The sequence below is a fragment of the Kitasatospora terrestris genome (assembly GCF_039542905.1).
Classification (GTDB): Bacteria; Actinomycetota; Actinomycetes; order Streptomycetales; family Streptomycetaceae; genus Kitasatospora; species Kitasatospora terrestris.
Genome location: NZ_BAABIS010000001.1, coordinates 5,527,551 through 5,548,980 on the forward strand (window position 1 = coordinate 5,527,551; position 21,430 = coordinate 5,548,980).

At 73.3% G+C, this 21,430-nt stretch carries 20 protein-coding genes; 13 read left to right on the forward strand and 7 right to left on the reverse strand.

Going from position 1 to position 21,430, the window contains the following annotated elements:
• Window positions 1–96 precede the first annotated feature (96 nt).
• From ABEB06_RS25480 to rny, 6 genes are all read left to right on the forward strand, one after another.
• Window positions 97–1,620: a S8 family peptidase gene (locus tag ABEB06_RS25480; protein ID WP_345699210.1), complete on the forward strand. Its 1,524-nt coding sequence runs from the start codon at window positions 97–99 to the stop codon at window positions 1,618–1,620.
• Between the two features lie 476 nt (window positions 1,621–2,096).
• Entirely contained in the window at window positions 2,097–2,291 is a 195-nt protein-coding gene (locus tag ABEB06_RS25485; protein ID WP_345699211.1) for a DUF3046 domain-containing protein, read from the forward strand.
• A 120-nt stretch (window positions 2,292–2,411) separates the two neighbouring features.
• Entirely contained in the window at window positions 2,412–3,602 is a 1,191-nt protein-coding gene (locus ABEB06_RS25490) for an AI-2E family transporter (RefSeq protein ID WP_345699212.1), read from the forward strand.
• Window positions 3,603–3,735: 133 nt separating this feature from the next.
• Complete coding sequence (gene recA / locus ABEB06_RS25495) at window positions 3,736–4,830, forward strand: recombinase RecA (RefSeq protein WP_345699213.1); 1,095 nt, start codon at window positions 3,736–3,738, stop codon at window positions 4,828–4,830.
• A gap of 196 nt (window positions 4,831–5,026) precedes the next feature.
• Window positions 5,027–5,719 carry a regulatory protein RecX gene (locus ABEB06_RS25500; RefSeq protein ID WP_425559696.1) on the forward strand — a complete coding sequence of 231 codons (693 nt, stop codon included), beginning with the start codon at window positions 5,027–5,029 and terminating at the stop codon, window positions 5,717–5,719.
• Between the two features lie 149 nt (window positions 5,720–5,868).
• Window positions 5,869–7,269 carry a ribonuclease Y gene (rny, locus tag ABEB06_RS25505; RefSeq protein WP_345699214.1) on the forward strand — a complete coding sequence of 467 codons (1,401 nt, stop codon included), beginning with the start codon at window positions 5,869–5,871 and terminating at the stop codon, window positions 7,267–7,269.
• Between the two features lie 11 nt (window positions 7,270–7,280).
• Here the strand turns inward: rny and ABEB06_RS25510 are convergent, their stop codons facing one another.
• The 5 genes from ABEB06_RS25510 to ABEB06_RS25530 form a co-directional block, all read right to left on the reverse strand.
• Window positions 7,281–9,005 (reverse strand): FAD-dependent monooxygenase, encoded by a 1,725-nt coding sequence (locus tag ABEB06_RS25510; RefSeq protein WP_345699215.1) that lies wholly within the window; start codon window positions 9,003–9,005, stop codon window positions 7,281–7,283.
• A 98-nt stretch (window positions 9,006–9,103) separates the two neighbouring features.
• Window positions 9,104–9,934, reverse strand: a complete 831-nt coding sequence (locus tag ABEB06_RS25515) for an amino acid ABC transporter permease (protein ID WP_345699216.1) — start codon at window positions 9,932–9,934, stop codon at window positions 9,104–9,106.
• Window positions 9,931–10,581 carry an amino acid ABC transporter permease gene (locus tag ABEB06_RS25520; protein ID WP_345699217.1) on the reverse strand — a complete coding sequence of 217 codons (651 nt, stop codon included), beginning with the start codon at window positions 10,579–10,581 and terminating at the stop codon, window positions 9,931–9,933. The genes ABEB06_RS25515 and ABEB06_RS25520 overlap by 4 nt, the downstream gene beginning before the upstream one ends.
• 45 nt (window positions 10,582–10,626) lie before the next feature.
• On the reverse strand, window positions 10,627–11,526 hold the full coding sequence (locus ABEB06_RS25525) for a glutamate ABC transporter substrate-binding protein (protein WP_345699218.1): 900 nt from the start codon (window positions 11,524–11,526) through the stop codon (window positions 10,627–10,629).
• A gap of 73 nt (window positions 11,527–11,599) precedes the next feature.
• Window positions 11,600–12,361, reverse strand: a complete 762-nt coding sequence (locus ABEB06_RS25530; protein ID WP_425559697.1) for an amino acid ABC transporter ATP-binding protein — start codon at window positions 12,359–12,361, stop codon at window positions 11,600–11,602.
• 363 nt (window positions 12,362–12,724) lie between these two features.
• Here ABEB06_RS25530 and ABEB06_RS25535 point away from each other — a divergent pair, with 363 nt between their 5' ends.
• Window positions 12,725–13,474: a response regulator transcription factor gene (locus ABEB06_RS25535; protein ID WP_345699219.1), complete on the forward strand. Its 750-nt coding sequence runs from the start codon at window positions 12,725–12,727 to the stop codon at window positions 13,472–13,474.
• Window positions 13,475–13,480: 6 nt separating this feature from the next.
• The gene (locus ABEB06_RS25540; RefSeq protein WP_345699220.1) at window positions 13,481–14,911 is read left to right on the forward strand and encodes a sensor histidine kinase; all 1,431 of its coding nucleotides are present in this window, start codon (window positions 13,481–13,483) and stop codon (window positions 14,909–14,911) included.
• A gap of 15 nt (window positions 14,912–14,926) precedes the next feature.
• On the opposite strand, the gene ABEB06_RS25545 is transcribed toward ABEB06_RS25540, so the two are convergent.
• On the reverse strand, window positions 14,927–15,952 hold the full coding sequence (locus ABEB06_RS25545; RefSeq protein WP_345699221.1) for a TAXI family TRAP transporter solute-binding subunit: 1,026 nt from the start codon (window positions 15,950–15,952) through the stop codon (window positions 14,927–14,929).
• Between the two features lie 73 nt (window positions 15,953–16,025).
• Here ABEB06_RS25545 and miaB point away from each other — a divergent pair, with 73 nt between their 5' ends.
• The gene (miaB, locus tag ABEB06_RS25550) at window positions 16,026–17,546 is read left to right on the forward strand and encodes a tRNA (N6-isopentenyl adenosine(37)-C2)-methylthiotransferase MiaB (RefSeq protein WP_345701986.1); all 1,521 of its coding nucleotides are present in this window, start codon (window positions 16,026–16,028) and stop codon (window positions 17,544–17,546) included.
• A 149-nt stretch (window positions 17,547–17,695) separates the two neighbouring features.
• Window positions 17,696–18,388 carry a class III extradiol ring-cleavage dioxygenase family protein gene (locus ABEB06_RS25555; RefSeq protein ID WP_345699222.1) on the forward strand — a complete coding sequence of 231 codons (693 nt, stop codon included), beginning with the start codon at window positions 17,696–17,698 and terminating at the stop codon, window positions 18,386–18,388.
• A gap of 14 nt (window positions 18,389–18,402) precedes the next feature.
• Here ABEB06_RS25555 and ABEB06_RS25560 read toward each other — a convergent pair whose 3' ends face one another.
• Entirely contained in the window at window positions 18,403–18,660 is a 258-nt protein-coding gene (locus ABEB06_RS25560) for an antitoxin (protein WP_345699223.1), read from the reverse strand.
• Window positions 18,661–18,773: 113 nt separating this feature from the next.
• On the opposite strand from ABEB06_RS25560, the gene miaA reads away from it, so the two are divergent.
• The 3 genes from miaA to dapF all read left to right on the forward strand — a co-directional run bounded on the left by miaA (window position 18,774) and on the right by dapF (window position 21,349).
• Entirely contained in the window at window positions 18,774–19,709 is a 936-nt protein-coding gene (gene miaA / locus ABEB06_RS25565) for a tRNA (adenosine(37)-N6)-dimethylallyltransferase MiaA (protein ID WP_345699224.1), read from the forward strand.
• A gap of 245 nt (window positions 19,710–19,954) precedes the next feature.
• Complete coding sequence (locus ABEB06_RS25570) at window positions 19,955–20,434, forward strand: DUF1129 domain-containing protein (RefSeq protein ID WP_345699225.1); 480 nt, start codon at window positions 19,955–19,957, stop codon at window positions 20,432–20,434.
• A 45-nt stretch (window positions 20,435–20,479) separates the two neighbouring features.
• Window positions 20,480–21,349 (forward strand): diaminopimelate epimerase, encoded by an 870-nt coding sequence (gene dapF, locus ABEB06_RS25575; RefSeq protein WP_345699226.1) that lies wholly within the window; start codon window positions 20,480–20,482, stop codon window positions 21,347–21,349.
• Window positions 21,350–21,430: the final 81 nt, after the last annotated feature.

Consider the following 21,430-nt stretch of genomic DNA (forward strand, 5'->3'; position numbering starts at 1 on the left):
GTCTGTCGCAGCCCAGAGGGGCAAATCGGATAAAACGCTCATATGGTGATGATTCGGGCCTGATTCTTCGGGCCCCCACCGAGCGGAGGCCGTGCGATGGAGCAGGTGAGCCACACCGGCGGCCGGCCCGCCGCGCACCACCACCGGAGCATCCGCGTCCTCGGCGCCATGCTGCTCACCGCCCTGCTGCTCGGCGGAGCCGTCCCGTACGTCGCCGGACCCGGCCGGTCCTACCTCAGCTACCTGGTGCTCGCCGAACAGCAGGACGGCCAGGGCGCCCGGCTCGCCGCCGCCGAGGCGCGGGCCGCCGGCGGACAGGTCGTCCAGGACTACCCGCAGATCGGCGCGGTGCTCGCGTACGCCACCGGCTCCTTCGCCGAGAAACTCCGCGGCCGCCCCGGCATAGCCGCCGTCGGCGCCACCCGCACCGCCGCCGTCCCCGGACCGCCGCGACCGCTCAGCGGCGCCGGCACCTTCGGCAGCAGCGCCGAACGGGCCGACCGCGGCGACGACTCGACCGCGACCATCCCCGACCCGGCCGAGCAGAGCGACTGGAACCTCGCCATGATCGGCGCCACCGAGGCGCCCGTCGGGGTCTCCGCGCTGCTCCAAGCCCCCGCGATGGACCGGGCGGCCGGGCACGGCGTCGTCCCCTCCGCGGACCAGCTGCGCCAGGTCACCGTCGCCGTGCTCGACTCCGGCGTCGACGACACCCACCCCGACCTGCGCGCCGCCGTCGACCCGAACGCCTCCGCCTCCTGCGCCGACGGCCGCCCCGACGCCCGGTACGGCGCCTGGCGGCCCGACTCCGGCGTCGCCGAGAGCGGCCACGGCACCCACGTCGCCGGCATCGTCGGCGCCGCCCGCGACGGCCACGGCGTCACCGGCGTCGCCCCCGGCGTGCGGATCGCCGCCGTCCGGCTGCTCGGACCGCTCGGCCAGTACTACGCCGAGAACATCGTCTGCGGCATGCTCTGGGCCGCCGACCACGGCGCCAAGGCCGTCAACGACAGCTACTTCGCCGACCCGTGGAAGTACAACTGCCCCGAGGACGCCGACCAGGCCGCACTGATCGCCGCGGTCGGACGCGCCGTCGGCTACGCCCAGAAGAAGGGCGCCGTGGTCGTCGCCTCCGCCGGCAACGACGGACAGGACCTCGGTGCCGTCCGGCCCGACCGGCGCAGCCCCAACGACCGGATCTCCGGCCCCGGCCAGGACCGGCAGCTCGGCACCGAGTGCATCCGCCTGCCCGGCGAACTGCCCGGCGTGGTGACGGTGGGCGCCGTCGACCGGCGCGGGCTGCCCGCCGGGTACAGCAACTACGGGCGCGGGCGGGTGTCCATCGCCGCACCCGGCGGCGACCCGGACGGCGGGCCGCAGGGCGCGGTCGTCTCCGACTGGCCCGGCGGGCAGTACGCGGCGCTCGCCGGGACGTCGATGTCCGCCGCGCACGTCACCGGCGCGGTCGCCGTCGTCGCCGCCCAGCACCCCGACTGGGGGCCCGACCGGCTGGCCGCCGCCCTCGCCGAAGCGGCGGCGGCCGACTGCCCCCGGCTGATCACGGCCGCCTGCCAGGACCGCGAGTACTACGGCGCGGGCGTGCTGGCGCTGCCGAAGTAGCGGAGCGGCCCGGAGGCCCGGCCGGTGGTCCGCTCCGCGGGGCGGGCGAGTGGCGGGCGGCGGGAGGCCCCCTGGCGGGCGGCCCGGCTTTGCCGAAACGGCCGGTGGTCCGCTTCGCGGGGCGGGCGGCGGGCGGCGGGAGGCCCCCTGGCGGGCGGCCCGGTTTCGCTGAACGGCTGGTGGTCTGCTTCGCGGGTGGAGCCTTGGCGGGGTCCGGCTTTGCCGAAACGGCCGGTGGTCCGCTCCGCGGGGCGGGCGAGTGGCGGGCGGCGAATGGCCCTGGCGGGCGGCCCGGCTTCGCCGAAGGGCCGGTGGTCTGCTCCGCGGCCCGGCTTGGCTGAACGGCTGGTGGTCCGCTTCGCGGGTGGGGCGTCTTGGCGTGCGGGACGGCTTCGCTGCGGTTGGCGGGGTGGGGTGGTTGCCGTGAACGGCAGGTGCGGCGTCGGGTGTCGGGGCGGTGGCGGATACTGGGGGGCATGAGGCTGACGGAGTTCTGGCGGCGGATGTACGAGCACTTCGGCGAGGGCTACGCGGAGTCGTTCGCGCAGGACCACGTGATGGCGGAGCTGGGGCACCGGACGGTGCGTCAGGCGCTGGACGCCGGGTGGGAGGCCAAGGACGTGTGGCGCGCGGTGTGCCAGACGCAAGGGGTGTCGGCGCAGCTGCGTTGACCGATTCACCCCGCTGTGGGTGAGACTGTCCCGGTGGTCAGCAACGACGAGAAAACCCCGTACCCGGAACGGCTTCCCGACGATCGTCCGCCCCGCCGACCGGCGTTGACCGGAGGGGCGATGCCGCGCTGGCTGCCCAAGGCGATGGTGCTGGCGCTGGTGCTGGTCGGTCTGTTCCAGCTGGCGAACTGGGCGTTCCACCAGCTGATCGACCTGTTCGTGATGCTGCTGGTCGCGTTCTTCCTGTCGCTGGCGATGGAGCCGGCGGTGGACCGGATGGCGGCCCGGGGCGTGCGGCGCGGGCTCGGGACGTTCCTGGTGTTCATCGGCCTGGCGGTGGCGGTGGCCGGGTTCGTGACCGCGCTCGGCACGCTGCTGGTCGACCAGGTGACCCAGATCTCCACCAGGCTGCCGCACCTGCTGGAGGACCTGATCAACTGGGTCAACCGGACCTTCCACCAGGACTTCTCGCTCAGCGAGCTGCAGCACCGGGTGCTCCAGGACTCCGGGACCATCGAGCGCTACGCCCAGCAGGCGGCGGACAACATCTGGGGGGTCTCCTCCACGGTGATCGGCGGCCTGTTCCGGGCCTTCACGGTCGGCCTGTTCACCTTCTACTTCACCGCCGAGGGCCCGCGGGTACGGCGGACGGTCTGCTCGCTGCTGCCGCCGGCCCAGCAGGCCGAGGTGCTGCGGGCGTGGGAGATCGCGCTGGCCAAGACCGGCGGGTACCTGTACTCGCGGGCGCTGCTCGCGGTGATCTCGGCGGCGGCGCACTGGATCGCGTTCGAGGTCATCGGGTTGCCGTACGCGGCGGCGCTCGGCATCTGGGTCGGCGTGATGTCGCAGTTCGTGCCGACCATCGGCACCTACATCGCGGGTGCGCTGCCGGTGCTGGTGGCGTTGACGGTCCGGCCGGTGGACGCGCTGTGGGTGCTGGCGTTCGTGGTGGTCTACCAGCAGATCGAGAACTACCTGCTGCACCCGCGGATCACCGCGAAGACGGTGGACGTGCACCCGGCGGTGGCGTTCGGCTCGGTTATCGCCGGGGCGGCGCTGCTGGGCGCGGTCGGCGCGCTGATCGCGATCCCGGCGGCGGCGACGCTGCAGGGGTTCGTCGGGACGTACGTGCGCCGGTACGAAGTGGCCGAGGACCCGCGGATCGACCGGGGCGAGGAGCGCAGGGAGCGCAGGAGGCAGACCGTGCGCCGGTTGCGGCGCATGGTGGGCGGCGGATCGACCGAGGAAGGCGCAGGTCAGCAGGGGGACGAGGGGCGCGGGGGTGGATCGGACGGCCCGCCGGAGTCATAATCGAACGAATGTTCCCTATACTCTTCGGCGGCGAGTTTTCCACAGGCGCGGGCCGATCCCGGCCGATTGTCAGTGGGACGCGCTAGCGTCGATGACGATGAAGCGCACAGCACAGAACCCGAGGGTGGAAGCCATGGCAGGTACGGACCGCGAGAAGGCGCTCGAGACCGCGCTCGCCCAGATCGAGCGGCAGTTCGGCAAGGGCTCGGTGATGCGCCTGGGCGAGAAGGCCAACGAGCCGATCGAGGTGATCTCCACCGGGTCCACCGCGCTGGACGTTGCGCTGGGCGTCGGCGGCATCCCGCGCGGCCGCGTGATCGAGATCTACGGCCCCGAGTCCTCCGGCAAGACCACGCTGACCCTGCACCTGGCGGCCAACGCCCAGCGGGCCGGCGGCACGGTCGCGTTCGTCGACGCGGAGCACGCGCTCGACCCGGAGTACGCCAAGAAGCTCGGCGTCGACACCGACGCCCTGCTGGTCAGCCAGCCGGACACCGGCGAGCAGGCGCTGGAGATCACCGACATGCTGATCCGCTCCGGCGCGATCGACCTGGTGATCATCGACTCGGTGGCGGCGCTCGTCCCGCGCGCCGAGATCGAGGGCGAGATGGGCGACTCGCACGTCGGTCTGCAGGCGCGTCTGATGAGCCAGGCCCTGCGCAAGATCGCCGGTGCGCTGAACCAGTCCAACACCACCGCGATCTTCATCAACCAGCTGCGCGAGAAGATCGGCGTGATGTTCGGCTCGCCGGAGACCACGACCGGTGGCCGCGCGCTGAAGTTCTACGCCTCGGTGCGCCTGGACATCCGCCGCATCGAGACGCTGAAGGACGGCACCGAGGCGGTCGGCAACCGCACCCGCGTCAAGGTGGTCAAGAACAAGGTGGCCGCGCCGTTCAAGCAGGCCGAGTTCGACATCCTCTACGGCGTGGGCATCAGCCGCGAGGGCGGCCTGATCGACATGGGCGTGGAGCACGGGTTCATCCGCAAGTCCGGCGCCTGGTACACCTACGAGGGCGACCAGCTCGGCCAGGGCAAGGAGAACGCCCGCAACTTCCTGCGGGACAACCCGCAGCTCGCCGACGAGATCGAGGCCAAGATCAAGGGCAAGCTCGGCATCGGCCCCAAGGTCGAGACCGAGGGCGGCGAGGCCGCTCCGGCCGCCGAGGTCCCGGCTCCGGCCAAGACCGCCGCGGCGAAGAAGGCAGCGGCCGCTGCCAAGGCCTGATCCCTTGCGGTACGCAGATCCCGCCGATCGGCCACCGGGCTCCCGAGGGGGGCCCGGTGGCTTTGGCGATCCCGCGGACGAGGGCCCGCCGGACTGGTTCGCGGCCTGTGCGGAGCCGGAACCCGAGCCGGGACCGGAGGTCGGCCGCGGGCCGGACCCGGACCGCGGAGCGGCCGGGGGGCCGGGGATCGCGGAGGTGCCCGGCCTGCTCCGGGCCTCCGACCTGGCCGGTGGGCGGCGGCGCCGACGCACCGCGGTCGCCGAGGAACGGCCGGAGCCGACCGGACGGCCGGAGCGGCCGGACGACGACGGCGAGCCCCGGCGGCCCGCGCGGAAGCGGCGCCGGGCCGAGACGGGGGAGCGGGACCAGGAGCGGGAGAGGAAGGCCGAGGAGCCGGTCGACCCGGAGGCCCGGGCCCGGGACATCTGCCTGCGGCTGCTGACCGGCGCCGCGAAGACCCGGCGGCAGCTCGCGGACGCGCTGCGCAAGCGCGAGATCCCCGACGAGGTCGCCGAGGGCGTGCTGGCCCGCTTCGAGGAGGTCGGGCTGATCGACGACGCGGCGTTCGCCGCGGCGTGGGTGGAGTTCCGGCACACCAACCGGGGTCTGTCCCGGCGGGCGCTGGCGCAGGAGCTGCGGACCAAGGGCGTCGCCGGCGACCTGGTCGAGCAGGCCGTCGCGCAGGTCGAGCCGGAGGACGAGACGGACGCCGCGCGGGCCCTGGTCGAGCGCAAGCTGCGCACCACCCGCGGCCTGGAGCGGGACACCCGGATCCGCCGGCTGGTCGGGATGCTGGCCCGGCGCGGCTACTCCGAGGGCCTGGCCTTCCGGGTGGTCCGGGAGACGATCGAGGCCGAGGGCGGCGACGGACCTGACGGACCGTGGTGATGCGGAGTCAGATCGTGCAGGTCAACTCCGGATCACATCTTGACCGTTTCGTGACCTGCGCCTAGCCTCGCTGGCAAGGGGATCACTTTCGATCGCGCTTCGGCCACGCCTGCGCTGGATCGGTCGCAGGGGACGGGGAGTGGGCCGTGATGGGCATCGCCGCAGGTACCGGGTCGGGCTCGCCGATGCTGCTCGCCGCCCTGGTCCTGGTCGGGGCGCTCGGTCTGGTGATGGCCGCGGCCTGGCTGATGGTCCGCCAGCGCCGGGCCGAGCTGGACCGCCGCGAGGAGCGGCTGATGGCCGAGCTGCACCGCCTGCACAGCCAGGAGGACGAGCTCGCCGCCCGGACCGCCGAGACCGAGCGCCTGCGCACCGAACTCGGTGAGCTGGCCGCCGAGCGCCGCCGCTCGCTGGAGCGCACGGCCGGGCTGACGGCCGACCAGGCCCGGGCCGAACTGGTCCGGGCCGAGCAGTCGGCGGCCCGGCGGGAGGCGGCGGTCTCCGTCCGCGAGATCGAGCGGCAGGCCAAGGCCGACGGCGAGCAGCGGGCCCGGGAGATCATCGCCTCGTCGATCCAGCGGCTGGCCTCGGAGCAGACCGCGGACACCGTGGTGACCTCGTTCCCGCTGCCGAACGAGGAGATGAAGGGCCGGATCATCGGCAAGGAGGGCCGGAACATCCGCGCCTTCGAGGCGGTGACCGGGGTCAACCTGATCGTCGACGACACCCCGGGGCTGGTGCAGCTGTCCTGCTTCGACCCGGTCCGGCGGGAGGCTGCCCGGCTGACCCTGGAGGCCCTGGTCGCCGACGGGCGGATCCATCCGCTGCGGATCGAGGAGGCGCACGGGCGCAGCAGCGAGGAGGTCGAGCGGCTCTGCGTGCGCGCCGGTGAGGACGCGCTGCTGGCGATCGGCGCGGCGACCGGGGAGAGCGCCCCGGAGCTGGTGCGGACGCTCGGCACGCTGCGCTACCGGAGCTCGTACGGGCAGAACGTGCTCGGGCACCTGGTGGAGTCCGCGCACATCGCCGGGATGATGGCGGCCGAACTGGGCGTCGATCCGGAGCTGGTGAAGCGGGCCGCGCTGCTGCACGACATCGGCAAGGCGCTCAGCCACCGGGTGCCGGGCGGGCACGCGGCGATCGGGGCGGAGTTCGCGCGACGGCACGGCGAGTCGGACGAGGTGGTGCACGCGATCGAGGCGCACCACGGCGAGGTCGAGCCGCGGACCCTGGAGGCGGTGCTGACCCAGGCCGCCGACGCCTGCTCGGGCGGCCGGCCCGGAGCCCGGCGGGAGTCGGTCGAGGCGTACGTGCGGCGGCTGGAGCGCCTGGAGGAGATCGCCCGGTCCCACGACGGGGTGTCGAAGGTGTTCGCGATGCAGGCCGGGCGGGAGGTGCGGGTGATGGTGCAGCCGGACGTCGTGGACGACGTGCGGGCGCAGGTGATCGCCCGGGAGGTCGCCAAGCAGGTCCGGGAGGAGCTGACCTACCCGGGGCAGATCCGGATCACCGTGGTGCGGGAGAGCCGGGCCACCGAGTTCGCCCGGTAGGGCGCTCGTCGCTACCGGCGGGCGGGGGGTTCCGCGTCGGTCGGGGGCTGCTCGCGCAGGGCGTGCCCCTGGCGGACCGCGCCGGCCTCCACGGTCAGCGGCGCGGTCAGGTCGTGCAGCGAGTCCGCCTTGAGGCCCTGGGTGGTGCCGATGAGGTGGCCGTCCGGGCGGATCAGCAGGACGGTGTGCGGTTCGGCGCCGGGATAGGCGTCGGTCACCAGGACCTCGACGGGGACCGGGAGGGCGGCGGCGACCTCGGCGAGCCGGGGCATCAGGCCGGTGCCGAGCCAGTGTTCGGACGACCAGACCGAGGTGCCGGGCGCGACCAGGAGCAGCAGGAAGCCGCTGCCCAGGCGTGCCCGCAAGTGGTCGGCGGCGCCGTCGGTGGTGACCACGGGCAGGTCGGGGACGAGCACGCCGGGGGCGGTGGCGGGCAGGTTCTCGGTGAGGGCGGTGGCGCGGCCGGCGCCGCCGCGCTGCGGCGGGACGCGGCCGGGCACGCCGGAGGGCGCGGCCGGGTAGGCGGGGGCGCCGCCGAAGCGCCCGGTGCCGAGCTGGCCGTCGGCGAGCAGCGGGGCGTGCTTGCGGAAGGAGCCGGTGAGCAGTGAGCGCCGAGTCTGCTGCCAGCCGCGCAGCGGGCGGAGCAGCGGCATGGTCTGGTCGACGGCGCGCAGCCGGGCGCCGACGGCGGCGCGGCGTTCGGTCTCGTAGCCGTCGAGCAGCGAGCCGCCCGGTTCGGGGCCGCCGGCGTGGAGGTGCCAGGCGAGGGCGAGCCGCCAGGCGAGGTTGTCGGCGTCGCGCAGGCCGTCGGCGAGGTTCTGCATGCCGAGGGCGCCGTGCAGGTGGGCGGCGTCGCCGGCGAGGAAGCACCGGCCGGACCGGAAGCGGGCGGCGAGCCGCTGCTGGGCGGTGTGGTCGGCGGCGGCGAGCAGATCGTAGGCGGGGAGTTCGCCGCACCAGGCGGTGAGGGTGGACTTGACCCGGGTGAGCAGGGTGTCGCCGGTGACGATGCCGGGCCAGGTGGCGTGCGGGTCGACGGGTTCGGTGGGGGCGGGGCGGCCGGGGGGCAGCCGCCAGTCGAGCCGCCACAGCCCGTCGGGCAGGGGCCGGGCGGAGGCTTCGCGGTCGCCGCGCCACGGGGGTTCGCGGTGCAGCCGGGCCTCGCCGGGGAACGGCAGGTCGACCCGGACGGTGGCGACCGCGTGCCGGTCGACCGCGGGCCGGCCCGGGAAGCGGATCTTGAGCAGCCTGCGGACGGTGGAGCGGGCGCCGTCACAGCCGACCAGGTGGCTGCCGCGCCACCAGGTGTCGCGGCCGTCCTGGGCGGAGGTGGTGCGGACGGAGACGCCGTCCCGGTCCTGCTCCAGTTCGACCACCCGGCTGAGCGGGCTGAGCTGGATCAGCGGGGTGGCGGTGACGGCGTCCCGCAGGCCGCGCTGGAGGCGGTGCTGGGCGAGGTGGAGGACCGGGTGGTCGTCCAGCGGGATGCGCAGCACCTCGGAACGGCGGCGCCAGATGGAGAGGGACCCCCAGCGGGCGGCGTCGGAGGCGGCGCGCGGGTAGCCGATCCGGGTCAGGAAGGCGGTGGACTCCTCGCCGAGGACGACGCTGCGCGGGCCCTCCGAGCAGACCCCGGTGCCCTCGTCGAGGACGATGCTGGGAACGTCGTTGCGGGCCAGCGCGAGGGCCAGGGCGAGGCCGACCGGCCCGGCCCCGACCACGATCACCGGGTCCACGTCGGCTCCTCCGGGCGCTCAGCGGGGGCAGCCGGGGCGGAGAGGGGGGTCCCAGGTGGTGTCACGAAGAGCAATGCAACAGATCACCTGGGTGTCCGTCAAGCAGCGTCCGGTGTGCGCCGGTTCGCGCCGCGGCGGCCACGCGCCTCCAGCCACTTGGCCAGGGCGGTGAGGGCCAGGCACATGCCGATGTAGATCGGGGTGATCACCAGGATCATCGGGATGTACGGGTACCCGGGCGAGTTGGAGGCGATCAGCTTGCCTGCGTAGAGCAGCTCGGGGTAGGTGATGATGTAGCCGAGCGAGGTGTCCTTGAGGGTGACGACCAGCTGGCCGATCATCGCCGGCAGCATCGAGCGGACCGCCTGCGGGACCAGGATCAGCAGCATCACCTGGCTCTTGCGCATGCCGAGCGCGTACGCCGCCTCCCCCTGGCCGCGCGGCAGGGCGAGGATGCCGGTGCGGATGATCTCGGCCTGCACCGAGCCGTTGTACAGGGTCAGGCCGATGACCAGGCCCCAGAACGGCTGCGCGGCGAAGACCGCCTGGTACAGCGCGAAGATCATGATCAGCAGCGGCATCGCGCGGAAGAACTCCACCACCGCGGTGGTGGGGGCGCTCAGCCAGCGGTGGTCGGAGAGCCGGCCGGCGGCCAGCAGGGCGCCGAGCGCCAGCGAGAACAGCGCGGCCAGGCCGAACGCCCGCAGCGTGGCGAGCATGCCGTCGACGATCCGCTGCTGGACGGCGGTGTACTGGAAGACGTCCCACAGGGCGGGGTCGAACTGGCCGGTCCTGTCCAGCGCGCTGTAGATCCACCAGAGCAGGCCGGCGATGCCGAGGCCGCCGAGCACGCCGAAGGCGGCGTAGCGGGTCCGGGCCCTGGGGCCGGGGGTGTCGTAGAGGACGGTGGCGGTCTGGGTGCTGCTCATCGGGCCACCGCCAGCTGCTTCTCCAGGACGCGGAAGGCGCCGCTGATTGTGAAACTGATCGCCAGGTAGGCCAGCGCGATCCAGAAGAACGTCATGAAGATCGGGTAGCCCTTCTCGTCGAACACCTTCTGCACGCTGAACAGCTCCGCGTTGCTGAAGGCGCCGGCGACGGCGGAGTTGCGGGGCAGGGCGATGAAGACCGAGCTCAGCGGGGGCAGCACCGTCCGGCCCGCCTGGGGCAGGACGACCAGGCCGAGCGTCTGGCCGAAGCCCATGCCCAGGCTGCGGGCGGCCTCGGCCTGCCCGAGCGGGACGGTGTTGATGCCCGCGCGCAGCACCTCGCAGACGAAGGCGCTGGTGTAGACGGACAGCGCGATCACCGCGAAGGTGAAGGTGGAGAAGTGGATGTCGAGGCGGGGGAGTGCGAACACCGCCGTCAGCATCAGCAGGGTCAGCGGGGTGTTGCGGAAGATCGTCACCCAGGTGGTGCCGAAGACCCGCAGCACCGGCACCGGGGAGACCCGGAAGGCCGCCAGCGCGCCACCCAGCAGCAGGGCGAACAGAGCGCTGAGCGCGCTGAGTGCGATCGTCTGCAGGAAGCCGTGGTAGAAGGTCGAGAAATTGCCGTCCTCGAACAGTATGCCCACGCCGGCGGCCCTCCTCTCGTACTAAGGGATCGTCAGGAAAGGTGATCAGTAGCGCTCGAGCGGCGGGACGGCCGGAGCGGCGGAGCCGGACAGGCCCAGGGTGGCGTCGTACGCCTTCTTCCAGTCGCCGTTGTCCTCGTGCGCCTTGAGGGCGTCGTTGACGGCGTCGCGCAGCGCCTTGTCATCGAGCTTGAGGCCGACGCCGTACTTCTCGGTGGAGAAGGTCTGGCCCACGACCTTGAGCTTGCCGGCGTTCTTGGCGGCGTAGCCCTTGAGGATGGCGTCGTCGGTGGTGACCGCGTCGACCTCCTTGGTCAGGAGCTTGTCGACGCAGAGCGAGTAGTTCTCGTACGCGGTGACCTTGGCGCCGAGCGGCTCGACCTTGGTGATCGAGGTGGAGCCGGTGACCGTGCAGACCTGCTTGCCCTTGAGCGAGTCCGGGCCGGTGATGTCGGTGTTGTCCTTGTTCACCAGCAGGTCCTGGCCGGCGATGTAGTACGGGCCGGCGAAGGAGACGGTCTTCTTGCGGTTGTCGTTGATCGAGTAGGTGCCGACGTAGAGGTCGATCTGGCCACCCGCGAGCGAGGTCTCGCGGTTGGCGGAGACCACGGTCTTGAAGTCGATCTGGTCCGCGGAGAAGCCCAGGTCGGCGGCGATCATCCGGGCGATCTCGATGTCGAAGCCGTTGCGGGTGTTGGTGGTGACGTCCTCGAAGCCGAGGAAGGGCTGGTCGGCCTTGGCACCGATGGTGATCTTGCCCTTCTTCTTCGCGGCGGCCCACACCGGCGAGGCGTCCAGCTTGACGTCGGACTTCACGGTGTAGCCCGGGGCCTTCGGGGCCGCGGAGTCGCCGGAGGCGGACGGGGAGCCGTCCTTGCCGCAGGCGGCGACAGCGGTCAGGGCCAGCACGGACAGGGCGGCGGCGACGGTACGACGAGCCTTCATGAGGGCGTGATCTCCTCGGAAATTGTCATGGTTCAGTCGGGTGTTCGAAGCTGACGCTAGATCACCGGGGCGCTCAGTGGTGCAGGATCTTCGAAAGGAAGTCCTTGGCGCGGTCGGTCCGCGGCGCGGTGAAGAAGGCGTCCGGGGTGTTCTCCTCGACGATCCGGCCGTCCGCCATGAAGAGCACGCGGTTGGCGGCGGAGCGGGCGAAGCCCATCTCGTGGGTCACCACGACCATCGTCATGCCCTCGGCGGCGAGCGAGCGCATCACCTCGAGCACCTCGTTGACCATCTCGGGGTCGAGGGCGGAGGTGGGCTCGTCGAACAGCATCACCTTGGGCTTCATGGCCAGCGCCCGGGCGATCGCCACGCGCTGCTGCTGGCCGCCGGAGAGCTGGGCCGGGTACTTGTCCGCCTGGGCGCCGACGCCCACCCGCTCCAGCAGCTCGCGGGCGGTCGCCTCGGCCTCGGCCTTGGCCACCTTGCGCACCTTGACCTGGGCGAGGACCACGTTCTCCAGCACGGTCTTGTGGGCGAACAGGTTGAAGCTCTGGAACACCATGCCGACCTCGGCGCGCAGCCGGGCCAGCTCCTTGCCCTCGGCGGGCAGCGGGCGGCCGTCGATGGTGATGGTGCCGGAGTCGATCGTCTCCAGCCGGTTGATCGTCCGGCACAGGGTGGACTTGCCGGAGCCGGACGGCCCGATCAGGACCACGACCTCGCCGCGGGCGATCTCCAGATCGACGTCCTGCAGCACGTGCAGCGCGCCGAAGTGCTTGTTCACCCCGCTCAGCGCCACCAGCGGGGCGGCGTCGGAGACGGTCTTCTCGGTCATCGCGCCTTGCTCCCTCGTATCCGATCCCAGGGTGAACTCCCTTGGGCCGCAGTGCCACTGACGGTTCGATTGGTGCCGGGGGCCGGAGCCGGCGGAGCCCGCAGCCCCCGGTGGGGCGACCATAGACAACCTGGCGATGCTCCGTCAGCCGATCTGAGGGGAACTTGAGGATCACGAATCGGCTACGCCAGGTGACCGCCGGGTTGCATATCGGGTCAGTAACGGTCCGCCGGGGACGGTCGACGGACATTGACCCGGGAGGCTCCGATGGGAGTGGATGCCAGGATGCCCTGGAGTCTTTCCGGAGCGAGCCATGACAATGGCTGGAGAACACCGAGAGCCGGAACCAGGAAAGGAGCGCGGATGCGCCTGCTTCTCGTCGAGGACGACGACCGCGTCGCCGCCGCGCTGGTCGCGGTGCTGGGCCGGCACGGCTTCCAGGTCCGGCACGCCCGCAGCGGCCACGAGGCGCTGGACGCCCTCGTCCCGGACGGCAACGAGCCGTTCCGGGTGGTGCTGCTCGACCTCGGGCTGCCCGACCGCGACGGCTTCGAGGTGTGCAGCCGGATCCGGGCCGGCAGCGGCGTACCGGTGATCATGGTCACCGCGCGGGCCGACATCCGCTCCCGGATCCACGGCCTCAACCTCGGCGCCGACGACTACGTGGTCAAGCCGTACGACATGGGCGAGCTGCTCGCCCGGATCCACGCCGTCGCCCGGCGCGGCTCCGGCCCGCCCGCCGAGGCCGCCGCCGAGCGGTCCGTCGGCCCGCTGGAGTCCCGCGGCGTGGTGATCGACCGCGAGCGCCGCCGGGTCAGCGTCGAGGGCCGCGACGTGCCGCTCACCCGCAAGGAGTTCGACCTGCTGGCGCTGCTCGCGCAGAGCCCCGGCGTGGTCTACCGGCGCGAGCAGATCTTCAGCGAGGTCTGGCGCAGCGGCTGGGAGGGCAACGGCCGGACGCTGGAGGTGCACATCGGCTCGCTGCGCACCAAGCTCGGCCTGCCCGGGCTGGTCGAGGCGGTCCGCGGCGTGGGCTACCGGCTGATCCCGGACGAGCCCGGCGACCCGGCACCGCTCGGCGACCCGGCCGGCAGCGGCGAAGCGGGGCGCTGACCCGCTGTGCGCAACCGCCTGCTCGGCATCCTGCTCGCCCTGATGGCGGCCGTCCTGGCGGCCCTGGGCGTGCCGCTGGCGTACCTGATCGCCTCCGTCGAGCAGGGCCGGGTGGTCGTCGACCGGATCGACGACGCCGCCCGCTTCGCCCAGGACCTGCCCACCCAGGGCCGGGCCACCTCCGCCATGAAGGGCGACCCGCAGCCCGCCACCGGCGACACCAGCCGGCTGCACATGCTCGGCGTCGAGGCCACCCGCTACCACGAGCTGTACGGGGCCCGGATCGGCGTCTTCCGCCGCGACGGCAGCGCCGTGGCCGTCGCCCCCGCCGACTGGCGGCTGCCCGAGGCCGGGATCGGCGCCCAGGCCTTCCAGGAGGCGCTGGACGGCCGCCGCAGCCACAACTCGCCGCAGGTCTGGCCGTGGACCGACGACCGCACCCTGACCGTCGCGCTGCCCGTGGTCCGCGACGGCGACGTGGTCGCGGTGATCCTCACCGAGTCGCCCACCGGGCCGCTGCGCGCCCGGATCCTGCACCGCTGGATGGTGATCGGCGCGGGCGAGGCGCTCGCCATGATCGTCGCCGTCCTGCTGGCCGTCCGGCTCACCGGCTGGGTGCTGCGCCCGGTCCGCACCCTGGACCGCGCCACCCACGACATCGCCACCGGCCGGATGAACGCCCGGGTCGCGCCCAGCGGCGGACCGCCCGAGCTGCGCCGCCTGGCCAGCTCCTTCAACGACATGGCCGACCACGTGGTGCTCGCCATGGACCAGCAGCGGGCCTTCGTCGCCGACGCCTCCCACCAGCTCCGCAACCCGCTCGCCGCGCTGCTGCTGCGGGTCGAGCTGCTCGGCCTGGAGCTGCCCGAGGGCCACGAGGAGGAGCTCGGGGCGGTCCGCGAGGAGGGCTCCCGGCTCGCCCGGGTGCTGGACGACCTGCTCGGCCTCGCCACCGCCGAGCACGCCCGCCCCGAACCCGAACCGGTCGACCTCGCCGCACTGGTCCTCGCCCGGATCGACGCCTGGCGGCCGCTGGCCGTCCAGCGCGGCGTCGACCTGGTCTGGGACGGGCCCCCGCTCGCGCACGGCTGGGTCGACCCGATCGGCTTCGGCAGCGCACTGGACGCGGTGATCGACAACGCGCTGAAGTTCACCCCCTCCGGCTCCGAGGTGCGGGTCGCCGTCGAGCTCGGCAAGCGCGAGGTCGCCGTCGCCGTCGTCGACGCGGGCCCCGGCCTCACCGAGGAGGAGCTGGGCCGGATCGGCGACCGCTTCTGGCGCTCCTCCCGCCACCAGAACGTGGACGGCTCGGGCCTCGGCCTCTCCATCGCCCGCACCCTGCTGCTGGCCGGCGGCGGCTCGCTCTCCTTCGCGCCCGCCGAGCCCACCGGCCTCGTGGTCACGCTGACCGTGCCGCGCAAGCGCGACAAGCGCTGACCCCGGAAGACCGTCTCAGGGCTTGATCGAGATGTAGTAGCGGCGGGCGCCCTCGTGCAGCGGGAGCGGATCGGTGTAGACCGCGGTGCGCAGGTCCACCAGCTGGGCGGCGTGCACCTGGTTGCCGATGTTGTCCCGGCTGTCGATCACCGCCCGGGTGATGCCCTGCACCAGCGCCGGGTCCACGTCCGCCCGGGTGACCAGCAGGTTCGGCACCGCCACGGTGGCCACCGCGGTGCCCGCCGGCTCCGAGTGCGGGTACGCGTCCGCCGGGATGGTCGCCGCCCGGTACGCGTCCACCCCGCCGCCCTCGATCAGGTGCAGCGACTCGGCCAGCTCGCCCAGCGGCACGATCCGGATCCGCATCCTGTCCGAGAGGTTGGTCAGCGCCGCCGTCGGCAGGCCGCCGGACCAGAAGAAGGCGTCCAGCTTCCCCTGGCTCAGCTGTTCGGCCGAGTCGCCGATGCCCAGCGGCGCCGGCCGCACGTCCTTGTCCGGGTCCAGACCGGCCGCGCCCAGCAGCCGCCGGGTCACCAGGTTCACCCCGGACTTCGCCTGCCCCACGCCGACCCGCTTGCCGCGCAGGTCCGCGGTGCGCTTCACCGGCGAGTCCGCCGGGACCACCAGCTGCAGGTAGTCGTCGTACAGCCGGGCCATCGCCCGCAGCTGCGGCTTCCCCGTGCCGTTGAAGCTCGCCACCGCGTCGGCCGTGGCGATCGCGAAGTCGTCCTGCCCGGTGGTCACCCGCTCCAGGTTGTCCAGCGAGCCCTGCGAGTTGTCCAGCTTCAGCTGCACCCCCGGCATCACCCGCGCCACCTGGCCGCGCAGCAGCTGCCCGTAGCGGTCGTACACCCCGCCCGGCACCCCCGTCGCGAAGCCCACTTGGCCGCGCGGGTAGGCCGCGCCCCGGTCCGAGGAGAGCCACCAGCCCGCCGTGCCCCCCACCACCAGCAGCAGCACCGCCGCCGCCCGGCACAGCCGGCTGCGCGCGGCCGTCCGCAGAGCGGAGCTCAGGCGGGTCTCAGTCGTGGTGTCGGCCATACGAGGGATAGTGCCAGGCCCGGCCGCTCGGCGGGAGGCCCGACCCGGTGCCCTTACCCTTGCTGTCGTGGGTATGGAGGAGAGCTTGCGAACTTACAAGGTCGTCACGTACGGCTGCCAGATGAACGTCCACGACTCCGAGCGCCTGTCCGGGCTGCTGGAGGAGGCGGGCTACGCCAAGGCCGAGCAGGACGGCGAGCCCGACCTGGTGGTCTTCAACACCTGCGCCGTCCGCGAGAACGCCGACAACAAGCTGTACGGCAACCTCGGCCGGCTCGCCCCGGCCAAGCAGGCCCACCGGGGCATGCAGATCGCCGTCGGCGGCTGCCTCGCGCAGAAGGACCGCGACACCATCGTGCGCAAGGCGCCGTGGGTCGACGTCGTCTTCGGCACCCACAACATCGGCCACCTGCCCGCCCTGCTGGAGCGGGCCGCCGTCGAGAAGAAGGCCCAGGTCGAGATCCTGGAGTCGCTGGAGACCTTCCCCTCCACGCTGCCCACCCGGCGCGAGTCCGCGTACGCGGCCTGGGTCGCCATCTCGGTCGGCTGCAACAACACCTGCACCTTCTGCATCGTTCCGGCGCTGCGCGGCAAGGAGGAGGACCGCCGGCCCGGCGACATCCTCGCCGAGGTCGAGGCGCTGGTCGCCGAGGGCGTGGTCGAGGTGACCCTGCTCGGCCAGAACGTCAACGCGTACGGGTCCGACCTGGGCGACCGCCAGGCCTTCTCCAAGCTGCTGCGGGCCTGCGGGGAGATCGAGGGGCTGGAGCGGGTCCGCTTCACCTCGCCGCACCCCAAGGACTTCACCGACGACGTCATCGCCGCGATGGCCGAGACGCCGAACGTGATGCACCAGCTGCACATGCCGCTGCAGTCCGGCTCCGACACCGTGCTGCGCGCGATGCGGCGCTCCTACCGGCAGGAGCGGTTCCTCGGGATCATCGAGAAGGTGCGGGCCGCGATGCCCGACGCCGCCATCTCGACCGACATCATCGTCGGCTTCCCCGGCGAGACCGACGAGGACTTCGAGCAGACCCTGCACGTGGTGCGGGAGGCGCGGTTCGCCAACGCCTTCACCTTCCAGTACTCCAAGCGCCCCGGGACGCCGGCGGCGGAGATGGAGAACCAGATCCCCAAGGCCGTGGTCCAGGAGCGCTACGAGCGGCTGGTGGCCCTGCAGGAGGAGATCTCCTGGGAGGAGAACAAGAAGCAGGTCGGCCGGAAGCTGGAGATCCTCGTCGCCGAGGGCGAGGGCAAGAAGGACGACCGGACCGACCGGCTGTCCGGGCGGGCGCCCGACAACCGGCTCGTGCATTTCACCCGGAGCTTGCGAGGGGTGAACGACGAGCACAGCAGTCGGCCCGAGGGCGGCGTACGGCCCGGCGACATGGTGACCGTCGAGATCACCTACGCGGCGCCGCACCACCTGCTCGCGGAGGGGCCGGTGCTCGACGTCCGGCGGACGCGGGCCGGCGACGCGTGGGAGAAGCGGCAGGCCGCGCCGGAGGGGGCGAAGCCGGCGGGCGTCATGCTCGGGCTGCCGAAGATCGGCGCGCCCGCGCCGCTGCCGCCCGCGGCGGACGGCTGCTGCTGACCCGCGGGCCTCGGAGCCGCCTGCGCAGCGGGACCGCCGCGCGGGCGGCTTCCGCGTTCGGGGCGGGCCGGTCGCGCAGTTCTCCCCCGGCCTCCGGCCGGGAGGTGACCCCACGCGCCCCTGCCGGGGCGCGCTATAGGGTGATCGGCATGCTCATTGGTGCTGCCGTGTGTCCTTGTCCGCCCTTGCTCGTGCCGGAGGTCGCGGCCGGGGCCGCGTCCGAGGTGGACGGGCTGCGGGAGGCGTGCCTGGCGGCGGTGGGGGAGCTGCTGGGGGCGGAGCTGCTGGTCGTGGTGGGGACCGGGGCGAAGGCCGGGGTGTGGACCGAGGGCGGGGTCGGGTCGTTCCACCGGTACGGGGTGAAGCGGGCGGTGCGGCTGCCGTCGGGCGGGGTGGACGGGCCGGAGCTGTCGCCGTCGCTGACGGTGGGGGCGTGGCTGCTGGAGCAGGCGGGCGCGCAGCTGCCGACGCACGCGGTGGCGGTGCCCGCGGACACCGCGCCGGAGCGGCTGCTGGGCCTGGGCGAGGGCCTGGCGGAGCTGGCGGACCGGGTGGCGCTGCTGGTGCTGGGCGACGGCAGCGCGCGGCGTTCGGTGAAGGCGCCGGGCTACCTGGACGAGCGGGCGGAGGGCTGGGACGCCGCGGTCGCGGCGGCGCTGGCGGCGGCGGACACCAAGGCACTGGCCGCGCTGGACCCGGTGCTCGCCGCCGAGCTGCAGGTGGACGGCCGGGCTCCGTGGCAGGTGCTGGCGGGTGCGGCGGAGGGCGCCGGTCTCGGCGGTGAGCTGCGGTACGAGGCGGCGCCCTACGGTGTCGGCTACTTCGTCGCGTCCTGGCGCTGACGGCCGGCCGGAGGTCAGCTCGCCGGGGGCTCGTCCTTCGGCTTGGAAGCGAAGTCGTCGACCGCGTGCTTGGCCTTGCTGGTGCCGCTCTCGATCTTCTCGCTGTACTTGTGCTTGGTGACCTTGTCGACCGCCGCGCCGGTCTTCTCGACCATGGTGTCGATCTTCTCGTTGTGCTTGCCGGCCAGTTCGCTGGCCTTGCCCTTCAGCTCGCCGGCCTTGCCCTTCAGCTCGCCGGCCTTGCCCTTGAGGTTGTCCATCAGGCTGCTCATGACGCCCCTCCTCCTCTCAAGAATCGGACATTCCTACACGTAGGCAATCAGATCCTCCCCCCGGTCGGACTCCCCGACACGGGTAGTGCGCGGGTTTTGCGAGACTTGGACGCGTGAGCAGCTCCCCCGCCCCCCAGCCCCGTGTCGTCTCCGTGGTCGGCGCCACCGCCGCCGGCAAGTCGGACCTGGCGGTGGCCATCGCCCGGACCCTCGGCGGCGAGGTGATCAACACCGACTCGATGCAGCTCTACCGCGGCATGGACATCGGTACGGCGAAGCTCACCCCGGACGAGCGCGGCGGGATCCCGCACCACCTGCTGGACATCTGGGACGTCACCGAGGCGGCCAGCGTCGCCGAGTACCAGCGGCTGGCCCGGGCGGAGATCGACCGGCTGCTGCTGGCAGGCCGCACGCCGGTGCTGGTGGGCGGTTCGGGCCTGTACGTGCGGGCGGCGATCGACGAGATGGAGTTCCCGGGGACGGACCCGGCGGTCCGGGCGCGGCTGGAGGCGGAGCTGGAGCAGGTCGGCCCGGGCGCGCTGCACCGGCGGTTGGCCGGATCCGACCCGGCGGCGGCGGAGGCGATCCTGCCCAGCAACGGGCGGCGGATCGTCCGGGCGCTGGAGGTCATGGAGATCACCGGCCTGCCGTTCACCGCGAACCTGCCGAGCCGGACGGCGGTGTACGAGGCGGTGCAGATCGGCGTCCAGGTGCCCCGGCCGGAGCTGGACGCGCGGATCGGGCTGCGGGTCGACCGGATGTGGGAGGCGGGCCTGCTGGACGAGGTCCGGGAGTTGGAGAAGCTGGGCCTGCGGGAGGGGAGGACGGCGAGCCGGGCGCTCGGCTACCAGCAGGTGCTGGCGCACTTCGCCGGGGAGTGCACCGAGGACGAGGCGCGCGAGGAGACGGTGCGGGCGACCCGGCGGTTCGCCCGGCGGCAGGAGTCCTGGTTCCGCCGGGACGACCGGATCCACTGGCTGGCCCGTCCGGAGGGCGCCGACCCGGTCGAGCTGCTGGAACGCTCGCTGGAACTGGTCGCCGCGGGCTGAGGCGGCGCCCGGGGGCGGCTTCCGGCCACGGCGCCCGGGCAGCTGCACGGGAAGCCGCAGGTGCACGGGGAACCGAGGGTTACAGGCGGATCACGTCCTGGCATCGGATCACCCGACCACCCCCGGGGACGGCTGTCCGACTGCCTGGACATGCCATCATCGGTACCACCAGGGGCCGGTCACGCGGGGTCGGCCTCACCGCCCGCGAGCCGAAGCGCTCGTGTCGAGCCGTCAGGGGAGGCCGTGTGTCAACGGGTACCGGCCCCGAAACCGATGAGCTGACCGGCCTGGCCGACGGCTCGGAGACCCTGCCCGAGCTCATCGTCCCCACCACCTCGTACGCGGTGGCGCTGCCCGTCATCGACGACCTGGCCGCCCCCGGCGTGGTGCACGAGCGGGACATCCGTCCGCGTCGCCGGCTGCGCTGGTGGCAGATCCTGCCGTTCGCGGTCACCGGCACCTTCGGCTCGCTGATGTTCGCCTTCCCGCTGGCCTTCGGCAGCGACGCCGCCTCCGCGATGATCGGCATGCTCGGCCTGCTGATGACGGCCGCCTCGGTCGGCTGGGGCGCGATGGTCGTGCGGCGGGCCGGGTACAAGTGGCCGGGCGTGCCGCGGCGGGGCAGCGGCGAGCGGGCCGGCTGGCGGGCGATCGTGGTCTACACCCTGGTGGCGTGCGTCGCGGTGGCGCTGGCGCTGTGGCGGGTCGTGCAGCTCCGGGGCTGAGACGCTCCCGGGGCCGGCGTGCCGCGCGACAGTACTATCGGCGGTGTGAGCGAGCTGAGCGGACTGCCCTTCCTCAAGGGCCACGGCACCGAGAACGACTTCGTCATCCTGCCCGACCCCGACGGGCGGCTGGAGCTGGGCGCCGCGCAGGTCGCCGCGCTGTGCGACCGGCGGGCCGGGATCGGCGGCGACGGGGTGCTGCGGGTGGTGCGCGCGGCGGCGGACCCCACGGCCGTCGCGATGGCCGAGGCGGCCGAGTGGTTCATGGACTACCGCAACTCCGACGGCTCGATCGCCGAGATGTGCGGCAACGGCGTGCGGGTGTTCGCCCGGTACCTGGTGCACGCGGGCCTGGCGAAGCCGGGCGCGTTCGCGGTGGCCACCCGGGCCGGGGTCCGGAAGGTGCGGATCGCCGAGGACGCGGCGGACGGCACGCCGGGCGAGGTCACCGTGGACATGGGCGTGGCGAAGCTGCCGGGCCCGGACGGGATCGAGGTCGCGGTCGGCGGGCGCCGCTGGCCGGCCACCAACGTGAACATGGGCAACCCGCACGCGGTCGCGTTCGTCGCCGACCTCGCGCACGCGGGCGACCTCTTCGACGCGCCCGCGGTCAGCCCGGCCGGGGCGTACCCCGAGGGCGTCAACGTGGAGTTCGTGGTGGACCGCGGGCCGCGGCACGTCGCGATGCGGGTGCACGAGCGCGGCTCGGGCGAGACCCGCTCGTGCGGCACCGGCACCTGCGCGGTCGCGGTCGCGACGGCCCGCCGGGACGGGATCGACCCAGCGGTGACGGGCGAGGCGGTGTCGTACACGGTCGACGTGCCGGGCGGCCGGATCGTGCTGGAGGAGTTCCCGGACGGCCGGGTGGAGATGACCGGACCTGCGGTGATCGTCGCCGAGGGCACCATCGTCTGAGTCCCGGTCGGGAGGGCAAACCTCGGACGGCGTTCTCGTTCGGGTGACACGTGAGGCGATCGCGCGGTCGCGGGGCGTGGT

Bases quoted from the DNA above. Each gene is read 5' to 3' on its own strand.
- ABEB06_RS25480 (WP_345699210.1), top strand. From the start codon at position 97: ATGGAGCAGGTGAGCCACACCGGCGGCCGGCCCGCCGCGCACCACCAC.
- ABEB06_RS25485 (WP_345699211.1), top strand. From the start codon at position 2,097: ATGAGGCTGACGGAGTTCTGGCGGCGGATGTACGAGCACTTCGGCGAG.
- ABEB06_RS25490 (WP_345699212.1), top strand. From the start codon at position 2,412: ATGCCGCGCTGGCTGCCCAAGGCGATGGTGCTGGCGCTGGTGCTGGTC.
- recA (WP_345699213.1), top strand. From the start codon at position 3,736: ATGGCAGGTACGGACCGCGAGAAGGCGCTCGAGACCGCGCTCGCCCAG.
- rny (WP_345699214.1), top strand. From the start codon at position 5,869: ATGGGCATCGCCGCAGGTACCGGGTCGGGCTCGCCGATGCTGCTCGCC.
- ABEB06_RS25515 (WP_345699216.1), bottom strand. From the start codon at position 9,934: ATGAGCAGCACCCAGACCGCCACCGTCCTCTACGACACCCCCGGCCCC.
- ABEB06_RS25525 (WP_345699218.1), bottom strand. From the start codon at position 11,526: ATGAAGGCTCGTCGTACCGTCGCCGCCGCCCTGTCCGTGCTGGCCCTG.
- ABEB06_RS25530 (WP_425559697.1), bottom strand. From the start codon at position 12,361: ATGACCGAGAAGACCGTCTCCGACGCCGCCCCGCTGGTGGCGCTGAGC.
- ABEB06_RS25535 (WP_345699219.1), top strand. From the start codon at position 12,725: ATGCGCCTGCTTCTCGTCGAGGACGACGACCGCGTCGCCGCCGCGCTG.
- ABEB06_RS25545 (WP_345699221.1), bottom strand. From the start codon at position 15,952: ATGGCCGACACCACGACTGAGACCCGCCTGAGCTCCGCTCTGCGGACG.
- miaB (WP_345701986.1), top strand. From the start codon at position 16,026: ATGGAGGAGAGCTTGCGAACTTACAAGGTCGTCACGTACGGCTGCCAG.
- ABEB06_RS25555 (WP_345699222.1), top strand. From the start codon at position 17,696: ATGCTCATTGGTGCTGCCGTGTGTCCTTGTCCGCCCTTGCTCGTGCCG.
- ABEB06_RS25560 (WP_345699223.1), bottom strand. From the start codon at position 18,660: ATGAGCAGCCTGATGGACAACCTCAAGGGCAAGGCCGGCGAGCTGAAG.